A 17,504-nucleotide genomic window follows, 5' to 3' on the forward strand; every position below is an offset into this window, starting at 1 on the left:
ATTTATACAAATACGGTTTAACTGCTGTTTTATTAGTCATTCTCTTTGTAATTCCCTTATTTCAGCTGGAATTACAGACAGCCACTGAGCTCTCCGTTATAATTGTCACCTTAATTTTTTAGGCGAAGTTTCTATGTATCGTTTTTTTATTGCGTGCTCCAAAGGTCTTGAAGGGCTTTTGTTTGATGAGTTGCAAGAATTTAACTTAACTCACGTTAAGCAAACCATGGCAGGCTGCTATATTGAAGCCGATTTACAGCAGGCTTACACGGTGGCTATGTGGTCCAGGTTAGCAAGCCGTATGCTGTTGCAATTAGGTGAAAAGGAAGTTTCCAGCCTGGATGAGATTAAGCTGGCATTGACTCAATTCTCCTGGAGCAAGGTTTTCGATGCGAACAGAACCTTTGTGGTTGATTTTTCTGGCGGTAATGATGACATTCGCCATACTCAGTTCGGAGCGCAGTTAGTAAAAGACTGTATTGTCGATAACTTTCGTAATAGCGGATTTGAACGTCCCAGTATCGATAAGCAAGACCCGGACATTCGTATTGCCGTGCGAGTCCATAAAGACAAGCTCACCTGGTCTTTAGACTTTACCGGTGACGGCATGCACAAAAGGGGATATCGCTTGCAGCAGGGCGAAGCACCACTGCGAGAAACCTTAGCTGCCGCTATATTAGTCCGTGCAGGCATCAAAAACGAATTAGAAAAAGACGAACCGGTTATTTTTGACCCGTTTTGTGGTTCGGGTACCTTAGTCATAGAAGCGGCCATGATGGCAATGGATCATGCACCAGGTTTAAGCCGCGCGCATTGGGGCTTCTTGTTTTGGCATGAGCATTCGCCGCAATTATGGCACGACGTATTAGAGCAGGCAGAGCAGCGCTTTAAAGAGGGTAAGAAAAACTTTAAAGGCCAGTTAAAAGGCTCTGACGACAACCCTCATTTGGTCGCTAAAGCCAAAGATAACGCCAAGCGTGTGCTACTGCATGAAGTGATAGAGTTTGAAGTCGCTGATGCAACAAACTGTGAAGCACCCGCAGAACGTGGCTTATTGGTCTGTAACCCGCCATACGGTGAACGTCTGGGTGAGGCCGTTGAAACTTTGTTGTTGTATCGTCGTTTTGGCCGCCAATTAAAAGACACCTTCCACAATTGGCATATAGCGGTACTGGCAGGAGACGAGCAGCTACTAAAACGCTTGAAACTGCGCAGCCATAAAAAATACCCGCTATTAAATGGTGCAATTCCGGTTAATTTGGCACTTTATGACTTAACTAAAGAGCAACCTGACTTCGCAGAGAGTCAAGCTGACGACCTGGTTAATAGGGTTAAGAAGAATTACGCGAAGTTAAGTAAGTGGGCAGACAAAGAAGGGCTGGATTGCTGGCGTGTTTATGACGCCGACATTCCTGAGTACAACGCCGCTATCGATATTTACCAGGATTACGTGGTTGTACAGGAATACGCAGCTCCCAAAGACATTCCGGAAGGGGTGTCCAATGACCGATTATGGTTCATGCTCGAGTCTTTGAGTTCTGCTCTGCCGGTATCTGAAGACAAAATTATTCTAAAACGTCGCCAGCGCCAAAGCGGTAAGCAGCAATACGAAAAACAGTCGCAGGACAGCACGGTGCTAACGGTTAAAGAATACGGCGCCAAGTTTGAGGTGAATTTAACCGATTACCTTGATACCGGCTTATTTATGGACCACAGATTGGTGCGTAAAGAGCTACTGGATAAGTGCGAAGAGTTGGATGTACTGAATTTGTTCGCCTATACCTGCACCGCATCTGTACAGGCTGCCAGAGCCGGAGCCGCACGAGTGGTTTCCGTCGATATGTCGAAAACCTACCTGAAGTGGGGTGAGCGTAACTTTGCCTTGAACCGCTTACGAGGCAACTACCAATTTATTCAGGCCGATTGCTTTAGCTGGATGCGGGAACAACGTGGCAAACAACTGTTTGACGTTATTTTCCTTGATCCGCCCACCTTTAGTAACTCAAAACGAATGAGCGGAACCTTAGACATACAGCGTGACCACGTTGGTTTGATAAAAACCGCCACGGGCATGCTGAAAGAGGATGGCGTGATTTTATTCTCTAACAATAGAAAGAAATTCCGCATTGACACCGAAGGGCTGGATAAAGCAGGCCTTGAGGTGAATGATCAGACACAAGCCTCAATACCAGAGGACTTCAAACGTCATAAAGGTATTCATCATTATTTTATTATTTCACGGGCTTAATTAATGTCTGCGTTTTATTTGCTTACGAAACCAAACTGTCCGCTTTGTACTCAGGCTATTCAGTTACTGCACTCGCTTGACCTTGAAGAGCCGGTTGAACTTGGAGTAGTAGACATTGCCGAACAGCAGGAGCTGCAAGAAGAGTATGGCTGGTTAGTACCAGTATTTATTCGGGGAAAAGACGACGCAGAATTGCGTTGGCCTTTCGACGCTAATCAATTGCTGGAGTTTGTAGAGCAATGAGTTTATTACGTGTACAGGATGCACACCTCGCCTTTGGCGCTGACGCCATTTTAGACGGTGTAGATTTTACCATTGAAGCCGGTGAACGAGTCTGTTTGGTCGGCCGTAACGGTGCTGGTAAATCCACTTTTTTAAAAGCGATAGATAATGAAGTGGTCTTAGATTCAGGCCAAATACAGTGGGTGGGTGACACTAAAGTGACCCGTTTGCCGCAAGACCCGCCTAAGCAATCTGAACAACGGGTGTTTGACTACGTAGCTGAAGCTCTTGCTGAATCAGGCAAGGCGTTGGCTCGTTATCATGAACTGTCTGCCAGTCTTACGGATTCCCCCAGTAGCGCAACTCTGGACGAAATGGACAAATTGCAGAATCAACTGGATGCCATTAACGGTTGGCAAGTTAACACCCGCATTGAGCAGGTTTTAACTCAGCTGCAATTACCCGCAGATGAAACTATGGCTGCTCTTTCCGGCGGTTGGTTGCGTCGCGTAGCGCTGGCTCGAGCTTTGGTTGTTGATCCGGACATTTTACTGTTAGACGAACCAACCAACCACTTGGATATTGAAATGGTGCGTTGGCTGGAAGAGCAAATCGTTAACTTTTCCGGGGCCGTGTTATTTATTAGTCACGACAGGGCATTTATCCGCCGTTTGGCCACACGAATTATAGATTTAGACCGCGGACACTTAACCAGTTACCCGGGCAGCTACGATACCTATCTGCAGAAAAAACAGGAAGCACTGGAAGTTGAAGCAAGCCACAACGCTGAATTTGATAAAAAGCTGGCAGCTGAAGAGACCTGGATACGCCAGGGTGTTAAAGCACGTCGCACTCGTAACGAAGGACGAGTACGTGCACTTCAGGATCTGCGGAAGCAACGTCAGCAAAGACGTGAACTTCAGGGTAAAGCAAATCTGGCCGTGAACGAGTCTTCGCGTTCCGGTAAGAAAGTCTTTGAAGGCGAAAATATGGCTTTGCGCTTCGGCGAAAAGCCTATTATTAATGACCTCGATCTCTTGTTGATGCGTGGCGACAAAGTTGCGTTTGTCGGCCCCAATGGTTGCGGTAAGAGTACGCTGATTAAAGTTATTCTCGGTATGCAGGATGTAGACAATGGAAAGGTTCAACTGGGTACAAACCTTGAAGTTGCTTATTTTGATCAACATCGTTCGCAGCTTGATCCTGAGCAAACGGTGATGGATAACGTCGGTGATGGTAAGCAGGACATCGAGTTTCAGGGTCGTAGCCGCCATATTTTAAGTTATTTGCAGGACTTTCTGTTTTCACCGAAACAATCAAGAACTCCCGTTCGTGCGCTCTCTGGTGGTGAACGAAACCGCGCATTGTTAGCTAAGATATTGCTGAAACCCAGTAATATTCTGGTACTGGACGAGCCAACCAACGATCTTGATATTGAAACCTTAGAATTACTCGAACAAATAGTTGCGAATTATCAGGGCACGGTTCTATTAGTCAGTCACGACAGGGAATTTGTCGATAATACGGCGACCAGTGTACTGTACTTTGAAGGTGAGGGCGTTATTACGGAAATTATTGGTGGCTTTACCGAGCTAAACCACTATTTAGCGGCGAAAGCGGAAAATTCATTCCATAGCAACGGAACCAAAGCAGCAGCTAAAGAGTCTGACAGCAACAAAAGTTCGCAAAATAAAAGGAAACCCGCAGACAAAGGTTCAGACAAGCCGAAGAAGAAGTTATCCTATAAACTGCAACGCGAACTAGAGCAGTTCCCCAAAGTTATTGCGGAAAAAGAAGAAAAACTTGAAGAATTACAACAGTTAATGAATGAACCGGGGTTCTTCGAACAGCCACTAGAAAAAACCGAACCAGTCATGAGTCAAATTGCCGACATTGAAGGGCAGCTGATGCAAGATCTGGAGCGCTGGGAAGAACTGGAAAACTTATCAGAACAGAGTAGTTAGTTAATGAAATCATTTACGTTGAAGTCACTTACCATCGCAATTGTTTCAACCGTCTCTTTTGCTTCTGCAGCAGACACTTATAATATTGAAACAATTGACACTTTGAATAATTATCGCAGCAGTGTTCCACAAAGCATTAACGCCAGTGGGCAAATTGTTGGTGTTGCACGTTTCCCGGAAAATGTGGAAATTGATTTTTCTAAAGTTCCCGAGCGACTACTCATACAGATAGGTTTTGATCCTGAAGCCGGTGAAGAACTGACAATTGCTCAGTATCAGGCAATTGTAGAAAACTTGGGAAACTATGCAAATAACAGCCTTCAGACTCAACGTGTTGGATTGAACCAGGCCTTCATCTATAGCAGCGGGGCCAGCAGTGAAGTTAACGCGGTGTCAGCAACTGAGAACCAACTCGCTAATAGCGTGGACAGCTTCTTATACTCAATTAATAATGCCAATACAGCGGTGGGGGTCACCAGTGCACCGTTTGAGCTTATTGAGCATGAATATACCAATTCTGACGATGAAACTGAGACCGAGGAGTACTTCGTATCCGAATTTTTAACTCGCGGAATGTGGTACAACAACGGAGAATCCAGTGTCGTTGAGCCGGAAGCTCAGGATTACCTGGGCGGCGAAAGTGCTATTTTCGATATAAACGAGAGTGGACTTGCTGCCGGTTACGAAAGTGTTTCGTTAAGTCCTTACGCAACAACTCGAATTCAAGAAAGATGCGAAGACCCTGAAGTTGCCAGCGCATCACAACCTTTAGAAGTTTGTGTATGGGGCATCTGGAGAGGCTTGCAAAATGCCGATGCGTCGAATATCGCAACCTTTAGTAACAGCCGTTATCGCTATAGCCGTCCGCGCTCCGGTTACAATGCCGGTCGCTCTATCTATGACATTCGCGCGAGATTATGGCAGCTTGACGCCAATGGTGACGTTATTGGCGAATCTATTAAATTACCAACGCTGGTAGAGAGAAGAAGCGACGATGAAAATGACTTTTCAAGCTACGCTTATGCCATTAATAACAATGGCATAGCAGTAGGGCAAAGCTGGACATATCATCCTGAGCGTAATGCTATTCGTATGCCGGCAATTTTCCAGAATGAAGAAGCGCTGCCAGTCACTGAAGACCCTATCTACTTGTGGGGCGCTGCAACGGACATTAATGATTCGAATGTTGCGGTAGGTCATTTAACCAAACGCCCTGCAGGAAAGTTGCGAAGCTACGGTTTTTATTATGATGTTGACGAGGGGGAACTGACAATTCTTGACAGTTTCTTTAATGGCGCGTCGACCATCGTTCGCAGTATCAATGATAACGGCGAAATGGTCGGTACAGCAGAGGTTGATCCGACATTGTCTCAGGTTCGTGCTCGTGCTGGTTTTTACTATGATATGAGTGACGAAGCCCCGCAAATTATTAACCTGAACAATACGATTAGCTGTGACAGCGAATACAATATTGTTGATGCCAATGATATTACCGAAAACGGTGAAATTATTGCTACAGCGCTTAAAACTGAACCTTACACAGACGAAGACGGAGAAGAGCAGACTCGCGAAATTTTGGTCAATGTAAAGCTCGATCCTATTGAAGGCGAGCTTAATAACTGTACTGATAACGAAGAGCCTGTAGAGCGTCAGGGCGCCGCTGTCGGGTTTGGCTCGCTACTTGGATTTGGCACACTGGGTTTGCTTATTACCGGAATAAGAAGAAGAACCTCCCTTAAGACCAAAAAATCATAATAGGTCTTAAAATAAAAAGTAGCACAGTTTCAATCCGTTAAAAAAAGTCAATGGATACTGTGCTGCTTTTACAATTGAACTCTCACCAAATAAGTCTATCAATAGTAATGAGGCAGCAAAAAAGTCTCACTCTCTAAATAATCTCTAAATAATAATCTGTGAATAACAGGCGAGGGATAGATTTATGAAAAGACAAAAGCGCGATCGCTTTGAAAGAGCACATACTCAAGGCTTTAAAGCCGGTTTGCATGGTCGCTCAAAAGACAACTGTCCTTATCAGACCCAGGATGATTTTCGTTCCCACTGGCTGGGAGGTTGGCGAGATGCAATGGAAGCCCGAAATACCGGCTTATTCCGCTGATTGTCAGAGGCATTAAAGGCTAAATAAAACGCCGATAGCGAAAGCATCGGCGTTTTTTGAATTCAAAGAAGTATTATTAAAAAGTAGAAGTGTCGGTAAACAAGCCAACTTTTAAGTCTTTGGCTGTGTAAATTTCACGACCGTCAACCTCAACACGACCATTACCCACGCCCATAAATAATTTACGTTTGATAACTCGTGTCATATCAATAAAATAACTGACTTTCTTGTGTTCCGGCAGAATTTGCCCGGTAAATTTAACTTCACCAACACCCAACGCGCGACCGCGACCGGGCCCCCCGGACCACGCCAGGTGAAAGCCGAGCAACTGCCACATAGCATCAAGACCCAAACAACCTGGCATTACCGGGTCGCCTTTAAAGTGACAGTCAAAAAACCAAAGGTCAGGATGAATATCGAGCTCGGCATGGATAAAACCTTTCCCGGCCGATCCGCCGTCTTCGTTAATTTCAATGATGCGATCCATCATCAACATATTAGGTGCCGGCAACTTACTGTTACCAGGACCAAACATTTCCCCGCGGCTGCAGGCGAGAAGTTCTTCGCGAGTAAAGCTCGATTGATTCATAAATACCCTAATTAATTGTTCGAAAAAACTAGGCAGCAGTCTAGCGTACAACTGTACGCCAAACAAATCCGACAAGTAGTTTCTCAACTAAAAAGTCGTTGCCAGAAACCGCTAGGTTGATCACTATCAGAACTATCCAGAGTTCGTTCACGAACTTTCTGAAAAAGATCTTTGATCGGTAAGTCTGTTAGTAACTCTAACGCTTCCTCAACGTGCTCTACCGTGTACACATAAAATTTACCGGACTTAACAGCCTCGATGATATCGTCGTTGAGGTTAAGCTGGTGTCGATTCGACTGCGGAATAATAACACCTTGTTCGCCATTTAAGCCTCGGTGAGCACAAAGCGCATAATAACCTTCAATTTTTTCATTCACTGCACCAATAGACTGAACGTTACCAAACTGATCTATCGCGCCAGTAATCGCCAGTGACTGCTTCAGCGGCTGCTCAGCCAGAGCTGAAATCAAGCAGCAAAGCTCGCCAAGTGATGCGCTGTCGCCATCGACCTCATAGTAAGACTGCTCAAATACCACAGTTGCTGATACGGATAGCGGTTCATGGCGGGCAAATTGGTTGGCCAAATAGGCGCTTAAAATCATAACTCCTTTAGTGTGAATATTACCGGAGAGGTCAGATTTACGTTCAATATCAATAATATCGCCATCACCATAGTGAATGGTCGCAGTAATCCGGGAAGGCTCGCCGAACTCACTGCCGCCCATAGTCACAACAGTCAGCCCATTTAACTGACCAACCGCAGAGCCATGAGTGTCTATTCGAACCTGCTGTTCGAGTATGCTCCGGCGGCTCAGCTCAGCAAGATTACCTTCTCGGTCTCGCTGTTGCTGCAGCGCTAAGTCTATAGCGGTTTTATCAATCTTTGCGTGTTGGTTTTGCAGCGCACAGTCGTTGGCTTCACGAAGCAGTTGCAGTAACTGTATCGTGTTTAATGTGAGCTCCTGCTGATAATCCGTGTATCGGGCACAAACTCGCAATAAAGCTGAGTAACCATCGGTACTTAACGGCAGCACATCGGCTAGTTGCCACACATACTGTAAGTAATTGAAGTAGGGCGCTACCGGCTCATTCTGAGTTGCATAATGTCCATGAAAGTCAGCCAAAAACGGGAAGAAGTTATCAAAGTCTTCGTCATACTCGCGCAGCTGCGCGTATTCGTTACGTGACCCCAGTAAAATAATCTTAATATTAATGGGCACAGACTCGGGTCGATAAAAGAAGGCCGCACCTAAAGTCGGCGACTGACGCGGCCATTCAAATTCTCCGCCCTCGATAACATCTTTAAGACGCTTCCAGAGCGTGATGTTTTCGAGCAACTGAGCAACCTCTATAGCCAAAACACCACCGTTCGCTTTATGCAAAAGGCCGGCCTCAATTAAATGCAGCTCTGAACTGACCGTTCCTTCAACCGATTGCACACCAATGTGACCAAAGAGCCGTTCCTCGGTAACACGATCGCAATAGTAGTAAGGGGCAGGGTGCTGATGTCCCACTAAAACAGAGGCCAGGCTCTCGCCCTGGATATCCTCAGCCTTTTTATCCCGTATTTGTTGCATGTAATCACGCAGCTTATGGGTATCAAATTGTTCAATAATGGTCTTGTAAGCTTCTTCGCGTTGATTTAACGGTAGCTGCAGGAAACCCCATATCGCTTTAATGGCTGCGTCGGCAGTTCCTGACGGCAAATTAACACACAAAGGACGTAAAGAATCTGACGGATTCGCCAAATACAGCCAGTCATACCAGTGAGTGAACTCCCAACGATTATCAGTAAAGTAGGCATCCAGGATGTCCCGTTTTAAAAGGCCACCAGGAAATAAAGCATAAATATTAGAGTATGTGCCATGCTGGCGTAACGCGTTATTTAAGGCCGTAACTGCACGTTTTTGTCCAACTAAGGCATCTTCTTTAAGTTCCGCAGGCAGCTCTTTGAGCCACTCGCCGGTTTGTGGCTGTAGCGCCAGACAGTCTAATTTCATTGAATTGTTCTTCTCTTAACTAGCAATAAAGACATGATAACAGAAATGCTGAATTGAGAGAGTTTTGCTGTGGGAAATAACTACGGTCTGAGGGAGCTTTGTCATTTTGTTACTGGGATGAAAACCCCATTCAAACCAACGGTAAATTGTTCGTAGACTTACACCCAAATGGCCAGCCGCAGCCTTGTAGTTAAAGGCGAAAACGCGCACAGAGTTTGTCCGAAATTCAGTAGCCACGGTAAAACTTCCTCCTAAATACTAGAAATCATCTCAGGTTACTCGAGAGAACTAAAGACAGGCCTGGAAAGCACTAAAAACTTAATATAACTTAATTGCGTATAATGTATATTATGTTAAATCATTACTATATCGGTATAAATCTAGTACGAAGCACTTACTTTTTAAAACTGCTGCTGTGCAAGATGCGGAAGCTTTTCAGCGAGGAAATCGATAAGAACCCGCACCGCCGGCAATATTCCTCGTCGGTGCGAGTACGTCATATGCATGATCCCGGTGGGTAGATGCCAGTCAGTTAAAACAGGGACAAGTTCCCCGCTATTCACTGCATCGTTACAGAGGTAATTGGGTAAAGCGACAATGCCAAGTTTTTTTATTGCAGCTTCACGTAAGACAATCATATCGTCGGTGATAAGACGGGGTTTTATTCTGATATTTTTTTGCTGGCCTGAACTGTGGATCAATTCATAACCATATCGTCCGTTGGTGTAATGCAGACTCAAATGCTCGAACGTTAATAAGTCCTCAGGCTCAGTTATCGAGTTATGATTTATTAAATCGGGAGCAATATAAAGGGTTTGAGGCGCCTGACTTATGGGTCTGGCTATTAAACTGGAGTCTTCTATATTTTTTCGTACGCGCAAAGCAATGTCGATGCCCTCTTCTATTAAGTTAACCGGCCGGTTTGTCACAACAAGTTGAATTTCAACTTCCGGATACAAACTCATAAATTCAGGTAACACCTGGACTAACAAGCTTTGACTTAAAGCATAGGGCGCGCTTATTTCGACTTTACCCCGGGGTTTATCCAGTAAACGCTGTGTGACTTGTTGAGCCGATTCAGCTGCGCTGACAAGACGCTCGCAGTGCACCAGAAACTCACGTCCAACATCGGTTAATTTGAGGCCTGACCGGCTTCTGTGAAACAGCCGGGTCCCCTGTTCTAGCTCAAGTATAGCCATTTTTCGGCTTATGGTGGACTTGGGCAGCCCGAGCTCCCGCGAGGCGGCGCTGATACTGCCGCAGGCCATTACCTGAGCGAACAGGTAGTAGTTTGTGACGTCAGGAAATGACATTGTGAAAACCTCAAAGATTCCAAATTTAGAACGATAGTTTTCATTTTAGCTACTTACTCGATTAATTGGAACGAAATATACTTCTTGCATCAACTAAAAAATCAAAGAGGTGTCTATGAAAGTTTTACATTTGGATTCAGGTATTTTTTTAGGACAGTCTGTTAGTCGGCAGGTTAGTCAGGACATTGTTAATAGACTTAAAGAAAAACACGAAATTACTCTTGTTCATCGGGATCTGGTTGCCAACCCGGTTCCTCACCTGGCAGCTGAGGAATTATTAGCTGAAGAGAAGCCGCTAATTGATGAATTGGTTAAGGAGCTGCTCGAGGCAGATACGCTTGTCATTGGCGCGCCAATGTATAACTTCACTATTCCGACTCAGCTAAAAGCTTGGTTTGACCGTGTATTGCAAGCTGGTGTCACTTTTAAATATACAGAACAAGGCCCTCAAGGCCTGGTAAATGACAAAAAAGTTTATATCGCGTCTGGTCGGGGTGGTATCTACTCTCAAGGTGAAGCCCAGGCTATGGATCACCAGGAAAGTTATTTAAAACAGGCACTTGCTTTTATCGGTATAACCGATGTGACCATCATCCGCGCTGAGGGCATGAACATGGGTGATGAGCCGCGCCAACAAGGCTTCAGAGAAGCTGAACAGGAAATTGAAACAATATAACGGTTTTTAAAAAAGCGTACTTTATTCATCATCACGGTGCGCTTTGATCTGCACATCATCCCCGAGTTGCAGAATTTCGATCTCTATTGGCTGACAACAGATTTGGCAATCGACAATCTGGTGTTGGCCAATATCATTTAACCAATCAATTTCAATGTCATTTATTGCCATACAGTAAGGACATTCGAACGTTTTTGGATCCGTTAAACTCATACAAGCCTCTTATTGTTCTCTGTAACCTACAATAGTAATCGAATCTGAAAAATTTTGCGTAACACAAAGACAACTTCTTTTTAACAAAATAGCTGAGTACGAATGATGCCATCATGGTTCAGACAGTCTGTTTTCTTAATTCCGTTACTATTAGTGCTGGCACTATTTAGCAACCCGGCCTGGACTCAGGCCCCGGTTGAGTACGTTGAAGCCAAAAATCAGCCCGTCATTAATAGCGTTGACGTACCCACCACCCTATCCGCTATGAATAATTCGCAACTCAGTTTTGCTGTTGAAGGAAAGTTGTTGAGCCTGCACAAGGATATTGGTGACAGAGTCAATAAAGGAGACGTACTTGCCAGTTTAGATGCGCGTCAAATTAATTCAATAATAGAGTCTTTACAGGCTCAGGTGGATAGCGCTAAAGCCAGTCTTGCCGACGAAAAACAGCAGCTGAGTGAATTAGAAGAGTTAGCACAGACTGATTTTGTTCCAGCCAGTGATTTAAGACGTTCCCGTACCCGGGTTCAGGTTGCACGAGCGCAACTGGCAGAAACAAAGGCAATGTTAAACGAAACTGAAGTTAATCAAAACTATCATGAACTTAGGGCACCATTTGACGGTGTTATTGCGAGTCGCCCGGCCGATTTAGGTGAATGGTTAAGTGCCGAACAGGTCGTTTTTCAATTGGTTGGCAGTAAAAACCAGCATGCCGATGTGTTTCTTTCGCAGTCTTACTACTCCTCTATAAACTCTGATACTCAGGTTTCGCTTAGCTACAAAGAGACGACTATTGATGCTCATTTAAGTCGCATAGTGCCCTTTGTTGACGGAAATGATCGCTCTTTTCAAGTTCGCTTAACGGGGGATTACCCTAAAGGCTGGGTTGTTGGAATGCCACTAAAAGCCTCATTTGAGATAGATACGGGACGGGTTCAGACTTCGGTACCTCAGGATGCCGTTGTTCGCTACAGCGATGGCAGAACCTCTGTCTGGATTGCGGTAGAGCAGAATGATGAATGGCAAGCGAAAGAACAGTCCGTTGAACTTGGCTTACGCTTCAACGGCTATGTAGAGGTGGGAAGCGGTTTAGATGAAGGCGAGAGAGTGATAGTACGTGGTAATGAAGCTCTAACAGATGGTCAGGTACTAAAGCTCACGGAGTCTGCTGACTATGATTGAAGCCGTAATAAAGCACAAACATGTCACCATCGTCGCGATTTTAATACTTTGTTTGCTGGGCATAACGGCGGCATTGCGCATTCCGGTACAAATGATCCCTGATTTGGAAGTCAGGACTATTTCTGTACAGACCCAGTGGCCAGGTGCCACGCCACAAGATATTGAAAAAGAAATACTGATTGAGCAGGAGGAGTTTCTTCGCACTGTCCCCAACTTACAACGTATGGAAAGCAGTGCCCGTAATGGCGAAGCAAGCATAGAACTGGACTTTCCTTTCGGAGTTGATGTTACTGAAACATTAATCCTGGTTAACAATGCGTTAAGTCAAGTGCCGGATTATCCTGAGAATGTAGATGAGCCTCGTATTTTCTCTGCTTCTTTTTCCAGTAATGCGTTTATGTACTTTCGGGTAGCGCCAATTGAGGATAATCCTAAAAATATCAACATGATCATGATGCGCGATTACATTGAAGACAACGTTCGTCCAAGGATGTCTTCAGTTGCGGGCGTGTCGCAAGTGAATGTTAGTGGCGGAGCACAAAGACAAGTTCGTATCTTGATGGATAAAGACGCACTGATTCAATACAACGTATCAGTTGATGATGTCAGAACCGCAATAAGCGGACGTAACCGCGATACATCCGCCGGAGAACTGGAACAAGGCAAACGTCGGTTCCTGCTGCGCACAGTCGGTCGTTATGATTCGCTCGAAGAAATAGAAAAGACGATTATCCGCAGAACCGGTGACAGTCTGGTCAGGTTAGAAGATGTCGCCGATATCGACTTTAATCACTTTGAGCTGAACAGTGAGTCCTGGTTTAAAGGCCAGCAGGTACTCAGCCTTCAGGTTCAGCGTGAACTGGGCTCTAATGTCATTGATATAAAATACGCCATGCTGGACGAAGTTGAGCGCATTAACGAAGAGTTGCTGCGCCCGGCCGGTATGGAAATTACGCTCAACTCCGATGATGTTCGCTATGTCGAAAGTTCAGTTCAGAATGTATTGGTGAATTTACTGTTAGGCGCCCTGTTCGCAACCCTGGTTATGTATGGTTTGATGCGTTCAGGTCGCGCGACGTTAATTGCGGTTATCGGCATTCCAATTTGTACTCTGGCCGGCTTTCTGGGGCTGTTGCTGCTGGATCGGACGATTAATGTCATTTCATTAGCTGGTATTGCATTTGCTATTGGCATGACGCTGGACAACACCATTGTGGTGTTAGAAAGTATCGAGCTTGAACGACGTAAAGGACTGAACCCTAAAGAAGCGGCAATTGAAGGTGTGAAACGAGTCTGGACCGCGGTGCTCACCTCTACCCTGACCACTGTTATGGTTTTTCTGCCGATACTCTTTATTGTTCAGGAAGCCGGACAATTGTACTCCGATATTGCTATCGCCATTTCGGCATCCATTATTGCTTCGATGTTTGTTTCCGTGACTTTAGTGCCCTTACTCGCGGCTTATTTTCCTGCGCAGGCAAAAACCAAAGTAACAGACAAACTGACCAACCGAATAGAAGCAATAAGCAGCCGGATTTTACGTTCTAAAAAATCAAAACTCAGTACTGTTGGAGTAACTTTTGTTGCAGTGGTGGCAATTTGGTGGTTTTTGATGCCACCCGCAGAATATTTGCCTGAGGGGGAAGAAGCTAAAACTTTTGCCACTATGAGCGCCCCACCCGGTTATAACTTGCAGACCATGTCTTCAATTGGAGATGAAATACGTGATATTTTCGATCCGGCATTAACGACGGAAAATACTGAGGTTACCCGTTCAGGAGTCACTATTCCCGCGCTTAAAACCATGAGTTTAAGTGTTGCCCCTTCGAATATTCGGATTATTGCTGAAACCCGGGATAAAAGCCGGATTGATGAGCTAATGGAAATTATTACTCAAGTTTACGAGCGCTACCCCGGCATGCGGGCCTTTGCAGCCAAAGGCTCTATTATCAGCAGTAACGATGGAGGCACCCGTAGTATCAATGTCGACGTTGGCGGACAAGAGCTCAATGAAGTTTATGCGGCCGCACGAGCTATTTATAATCGCTCACAAGAGGTTTTCGATGACCCCAGAATTCAATCCACACCGAACTCCCTTACTCTTGCCCAACCTTTATTAGAGGTTCGTCCTGACTGGGAACGGATGAGTGAATTAGGTCTGGATGCAGACAGTTTTGGTTACGCTGTTTCCGCGCTAACTGACGGGGCTTTTGTTGGTGAGTACTTCCAGGGTGACGACAAAATTGATATGTACCTGTACAGCGACAAAGGCACGGAAGTAACGCCGGAAATGCTCGATGACTTACCATTACTTAATGTCAATGGCCGCTCCGTGGCACTGAATGCAATTAGCGAGGTGCGCGAAATTGTCGATACCAGCACCGTGCGTCGCGTCGACAGCAGGCGCACGGTAACCTTAAATATAATACCTCCGGAGTCAGTTGCGCTTGAGTCCGGTGTTGAGATGGTCCGTTCAGAAGTGTTAAAGCACTTACGGGATCAAGGTGTTATAGCTGCAGACATTTCGACTCAGTTATCCGGTGCGGCTGACCAACTAGCAGAGACCCAGGCCGCACTAAGTGAAAACTACGTTATTTCCATCGCGATTATTTATCTGTTGATGGTCGCAATTTTTGCACACTGGGGTTATCCGTTACTGATTATGGCAACCATACCAATGGGCATCAGTGCAGGTATTGCCGGGTTAGCTCTTATGAATGGCGTCGGCCAGCTTTTACCCGCTGTGGGGCTACAGCCGCTGAGTCAGCCTTTCGACATGATCACCATGCTTGGCTTCCTTATTCTTATGGGGACCGTCATTAACAACCCTATTCTTGTGGTTGAGCGGGCTATTTATCTCCGTGATAAAGAGAACTACTCAATTAGAGAAGCTGTTCAGGAAGGTTTGCTGTCGCGCGTACGCCCCATAACCATTACAACCTTAACCACGCTATGCGGTATTGCACCTTTGGTTTTTATACCCGGAGCCGGCACGGAGTTATACAGGGGAGTTGGGGCTATTGTGATGTTTGGCTTAATCGGCGCAGCATTAGTTACTGTGTTTACCTTGCCAGCTTTGTCTGCATTGGTACTTAAAGAGAGAAAGATCAATTCCTAGAAAAATAAGTGCCATTAAGCTACTTTTTCTGCTGTAAAGATTTTGTAAACTGCCGATAGCTTATTATGAAAGCTTTCCGCTGGTTGAGTGAGGAATATTAATGAAAATCGTACAGCAGTTAAGTATCACACAGAGACTTATATCATTATTAGGTATTGCCGCTCTGGGAACCGCCCTGATGGTAGCCTTTATGATGTTCTTACTGAACAACCTGTTGGTTAAAGAAGAAAAACGTAAGCTCGATTCCGTTCTTGATACGGCTCACAGTGTGGTCGGTCATTACCACCAGCAATATCTGAACGGTAATTTGACTGAGGAAGAAGCAAAAACTAAAGCTTATACCAGTCTCGACGAGATCAGATACGAAGGCAGCGAATACATTTTCACATTGAATCGTGATGGAATTCTGGTTCAGCATCCTTTTACAAAAAAGTTAGTTGGTAAGGATGTCATGAGTTATGAGGACCCGGAGGGAACTCATCTCTTCCAGGAGATGGTCCGCAAAGCACGCTCGGCCAACGAAGCGACAGTAGAATACGTTTGGCAAAAAGGCAATGACGCAAATAATCTCGTTGCGAAAGTCAGCCGGATACGCGTTTTTGAGCCATGGAACATTATTCTTGGCACAGGACAGTACAGCGACAACATTAACGCTATTCTATGGCAGGAGTTTTTTAAGTTAGCGGGCTTAGCCATTGTTTTATCCGTCCCCCTGCTTTTGTTGTTTGTTGTCATCATACGCAGTATCACCAGCCCTTTAAAAACCATTAATAGTGCTATGTTTGATATCGCAGAAGGCGAAGGAGACTTGACTAGACGGTTGAATGAATCTGGTTCTGATGAGCTCGCCCGGCTAGCAAAATCATTCAACACTTTCGTTCACAAAATTCAGCAACTTGTTCAAAATGTGCAGGAAAGTGCTAAAAATGAGAGCGAAGCTGCAAGTCAGTTGACCGAGTTATCGGGTACAAGCAGCCGTCAAAGTGATGAACTTAGCTCGCAAACAAGTTCTGTTGCGACAGCCATTACCGAACTGTCTTCCTCCGCTTCAGAGGTTGCTGATCACGCCCGTCAGGCTGCAGACTCGGCCAATACGGCAGACGAAGAAGCTGGACGCTCAGCTATTATCGTACGAGAATCCGTTAATAACATTGAAGCGCTGACTTCTGAGCTGGGTAAAGCAGGCGAAAAAGCGCGTTTGCTGCAAGACGGCTCTGACAAAATAGGGAACATACTCGGCGTCATTGTCGCTATAGCAGAGCAAACAAACTTACTGGCATTAAATGCCGCTATTGAGGCGGCTCGCGCTGGCGATGCCGGACGAGGGTTTGCGGTCGTCGCGGATGAGGTTAGAACCTTGGCTAACCGAACTCAGCATTCAACAGACGAAATCTCCTCCATTGTGGAAAGTATCCAGGGTGCAATTAAAGAGGTGAGCAAAATCATCAGCGACGTTGAACATCACTCCGCCTCGACGAATGAAGAAGCTCTCAAGGCTGAGCAAGCGATAAGTCAAATTCAGGAAGCCGTTGCGAATATATCGAGTATGAATATCCAAATTGCGTCAGCGACTGACGAACAGAGTCGGGTAACTAAAGATTTGAATGAGAACATCACTGGCATTTCCGATCTTTCTCGAGCTAACCAGGACGCTAATACGCGCGTTGCTGAAGTCAGTCGGAACTTGAGTGAAAACAGTGTTGACTTGAGTCAACTTGTCAGTCGGTTTAAGACAAAATAACCTTAAAAATACAGGGGATACTGGTAATCTCCCCTGTACCTTTCAACTCACAAGACGTAAAATAAATGCACTTTTACATGGATTGTGTCTGTCTGGTAAAAGTCACCTTTTTCCTGATTTTA

13 protein-coding genes are annotated in these 17,504 nt (G+C 45.3%); 9 read left to right on the top strand and 4 right to left on the bottom strand.

Going from position 1 to position 17,504, the window contains the following annotated elements:
- Nucleotides 1–133 precede the first annotated feature (133 nt).
- The 5 genes from rlmKL to rmf all read left to right on the top strand — a co-directional run bounded on the left by rlmKL (nucleotide 134) and on the right by rmf (nucleotide 6,550).
- Nucleotides 134–2,248, top strand: a complete 2,115-nt coding sequence (gene rlmKL, locus Q5L94_RS02630) for a bifunctional 23S rRNA (guanine(2069)-N(7))-methyltransferase RlmK/23S rRNA (guanine(2445)-N(2))-methyltransferase RlmL (RefSeq protein ID WP_317496925.1) — start codon at nucleotides 134–136, stop codon at nucleotides 2,246–2,248.
- 3 nt (nucleotides 2,249–2,251) lie between these two features.
- Nucleotides 2,252–2,491: a glutaredoxin family protein gene (locus Q5L94_RS02635; RefSeq protein WP_011234529.1), complete on the top strand. Its 240-nt coding sequence runs from the start codon at nucleotides 2,252–2,254 to the stop codon at nucleotides 2,489–2,491.
- Nucleotides 2,488–4,434, top strand: a complete 1,947-nt coding sequence (locus Q5L94_RS02640) for an ATP-binding cassette domain-containing protein (protein ID WP_317496926.1) — start codon at nucleotides 2,488–2,490, stop codon at nucleotides 4,432–4,434. Before Q5L94_RS02635 ends, Q5L94_RS02640 begins: the two co-directional genes overlap by 4 nt.
- Before the next feature lie 3 nt (nucleotides 4,435–4,437).
- Nucleotides 4,438–6,189, top strand: coding sequence for a DUF3466 family protein (locus tag Q5L94_RS02645; RefSeq protein ID WP_317496927.1), 1,752 nt, complete (start codon nucleotides 4,438–4,440; stop codon nucleotides 6,187–6,189).
- Nucleotides 6,190–6,373: 184 nt separating this feature from the next.
- Nucleotides 6,374–6,550, top strand: a complete 177-nt coding sequence (rmf, locus tag Q5L94_RS02650) for a ribosome modulation factor (RefSeq protein WP_011234532.1) — start codon at nucleotides 6,374–6,376, stop codon at nucleotides 6,548–6,550.
- Nucleotides 6,551–6,626: 76 nt separating this feature from the next.
- On the opposite strand, the gene fabA is transcribed toward rmf, so the two are convergent.
- The 3 genes from fabA to Q5L94_RS02665 all read right to left on the bottom strand — a co-directional run bounded on the left by fabA (nucleotide 6,627) and on the right by Q5L94_RS02665 (nucleotide 10,452).
- Entirely contained in the window at nucleotides 6,627–7,139 is a 513-nt protein-coding gene (fabA, locus tag Q5L94_RS02655) for a 3-hydroxyacyl-[acyl-carrier-protein] dehydratase FabA (protein WP_317496928.1), read from the bottom strand.
- 83 nt (nucleotides 7,140–7,222) lie between these two features.
- Nucleotides 7,223–9,139, bottom strand: coding sequence for a Lon protease family protein (locus Q5L94_RS02660; protein WP_317496929.1), 1,917 nt, complete (start codon nucleotides 9,137–9,139; stop codon nucleotides 7,223–7,225).
- A 401-nt stretch (nucleotides 9,140–9,540) separates the two neighbouring features.
- Entirely contained in the window at nucleotides 9,541–10,452 is a 912-nt protein-coding gene (locus Q5L94_RS02665) for a LysR family transcriptional regulator (RefSeq protein ID WP_317496930.1), read from the bottom strand.
- 115 nt (nucleotides 10,453–10,567) lie between these two features.
- Between Q5L94_RS02665 and Q5L94_RS02670 the strand changes: the two genes are divergently transcribed.
- Nucleotides 10,568–11,128 (top strand): FMN-dependent NADH-azoreductase, encoded by a 561-nt coding sequence (locus tag Q5L94_RS02670; RefSeq protein ID WP_317496931.1) that lies wholly within the window; start codon nucleotides 10,568–10,570, stop codon nucleotides 11,126–11,128.
- Nucleotides 11,129–11,149: 21 nt separating this feature from the next.
- Here the strand turns inward: Q5L94_RS02670 and Q5L94_RS02675 are convergent, their stop codons facing one another.
- Nucleotides 11,150–11,341, bottom strand: a complete 192-nt coding sequence (locus Q5L94_RS02675; RefSeq protein ID WP_034820882.1) for a CPXCG motif-containing cysteine-rich protein — start codon at nucleotides 11,339–11,341, stop codon at nucleotides 11,150–11,152.
- Nucleotides 11,342–11,443: 102 nt separating this feature from the next.
- Between Q5L94_RS02675 and Q5L94_RS02680 the strand changes: the two genes are divergently transcribed.
- From Q5L94_RS02680 to Q5L94_RS02690, 3 genes are all read left to right on the top strand, one after another.
- A complete protein-coding gene (locus Q5L94_RS02680; RefSeq protein ID WP_317496932.1) occupies nucleotides 11,444–12,523 on the top strand; it encodes an efflux RND transporter periplasmic adaptor subunit in 1,080 nt (359 codons plus the stop codon).
- Nucleotides 12,516–15,641 (top strand): efflux RND transporter permease subunit, encoded by a 3,126-nt coding sequence (locus Q5L94_RS02685; protein ID WP_317496933.1) that lies wholly within the window; start codon nucleotides 12,516–12,518, stop codon nucleotides 15,639–15,641. Before Q5L94_RS02680 ends, Q5L94_RS02685 begins: the two co-directional genes overlap by 8 nt.
- A gap of 100 nt (nucleotides 15,642–15,741) precedes the next feature.
- Nucleotides 15,742–17,382, top strand: a complete 1,641-nt coding sequence (locus tag Q5L94_RS02690) for a methyl-accepting chemotaxis protein (protein WP_317496934.1) — start codon at nucleotides 15,742–15,744, stop codon at nucleotides 17,380–17,382.
- Nucleotides 17,383–17,504: the final 122 nt, after the last annotated feature.

Source organism: Idiomarina sp. Sol25 (genome assembly GCF_033052775.1).
GTDB lineage: Bacteria > Pseudomonadota > Gammaproteobacteria > Enterobacterales > Alteromonadaceae > Idiomarina.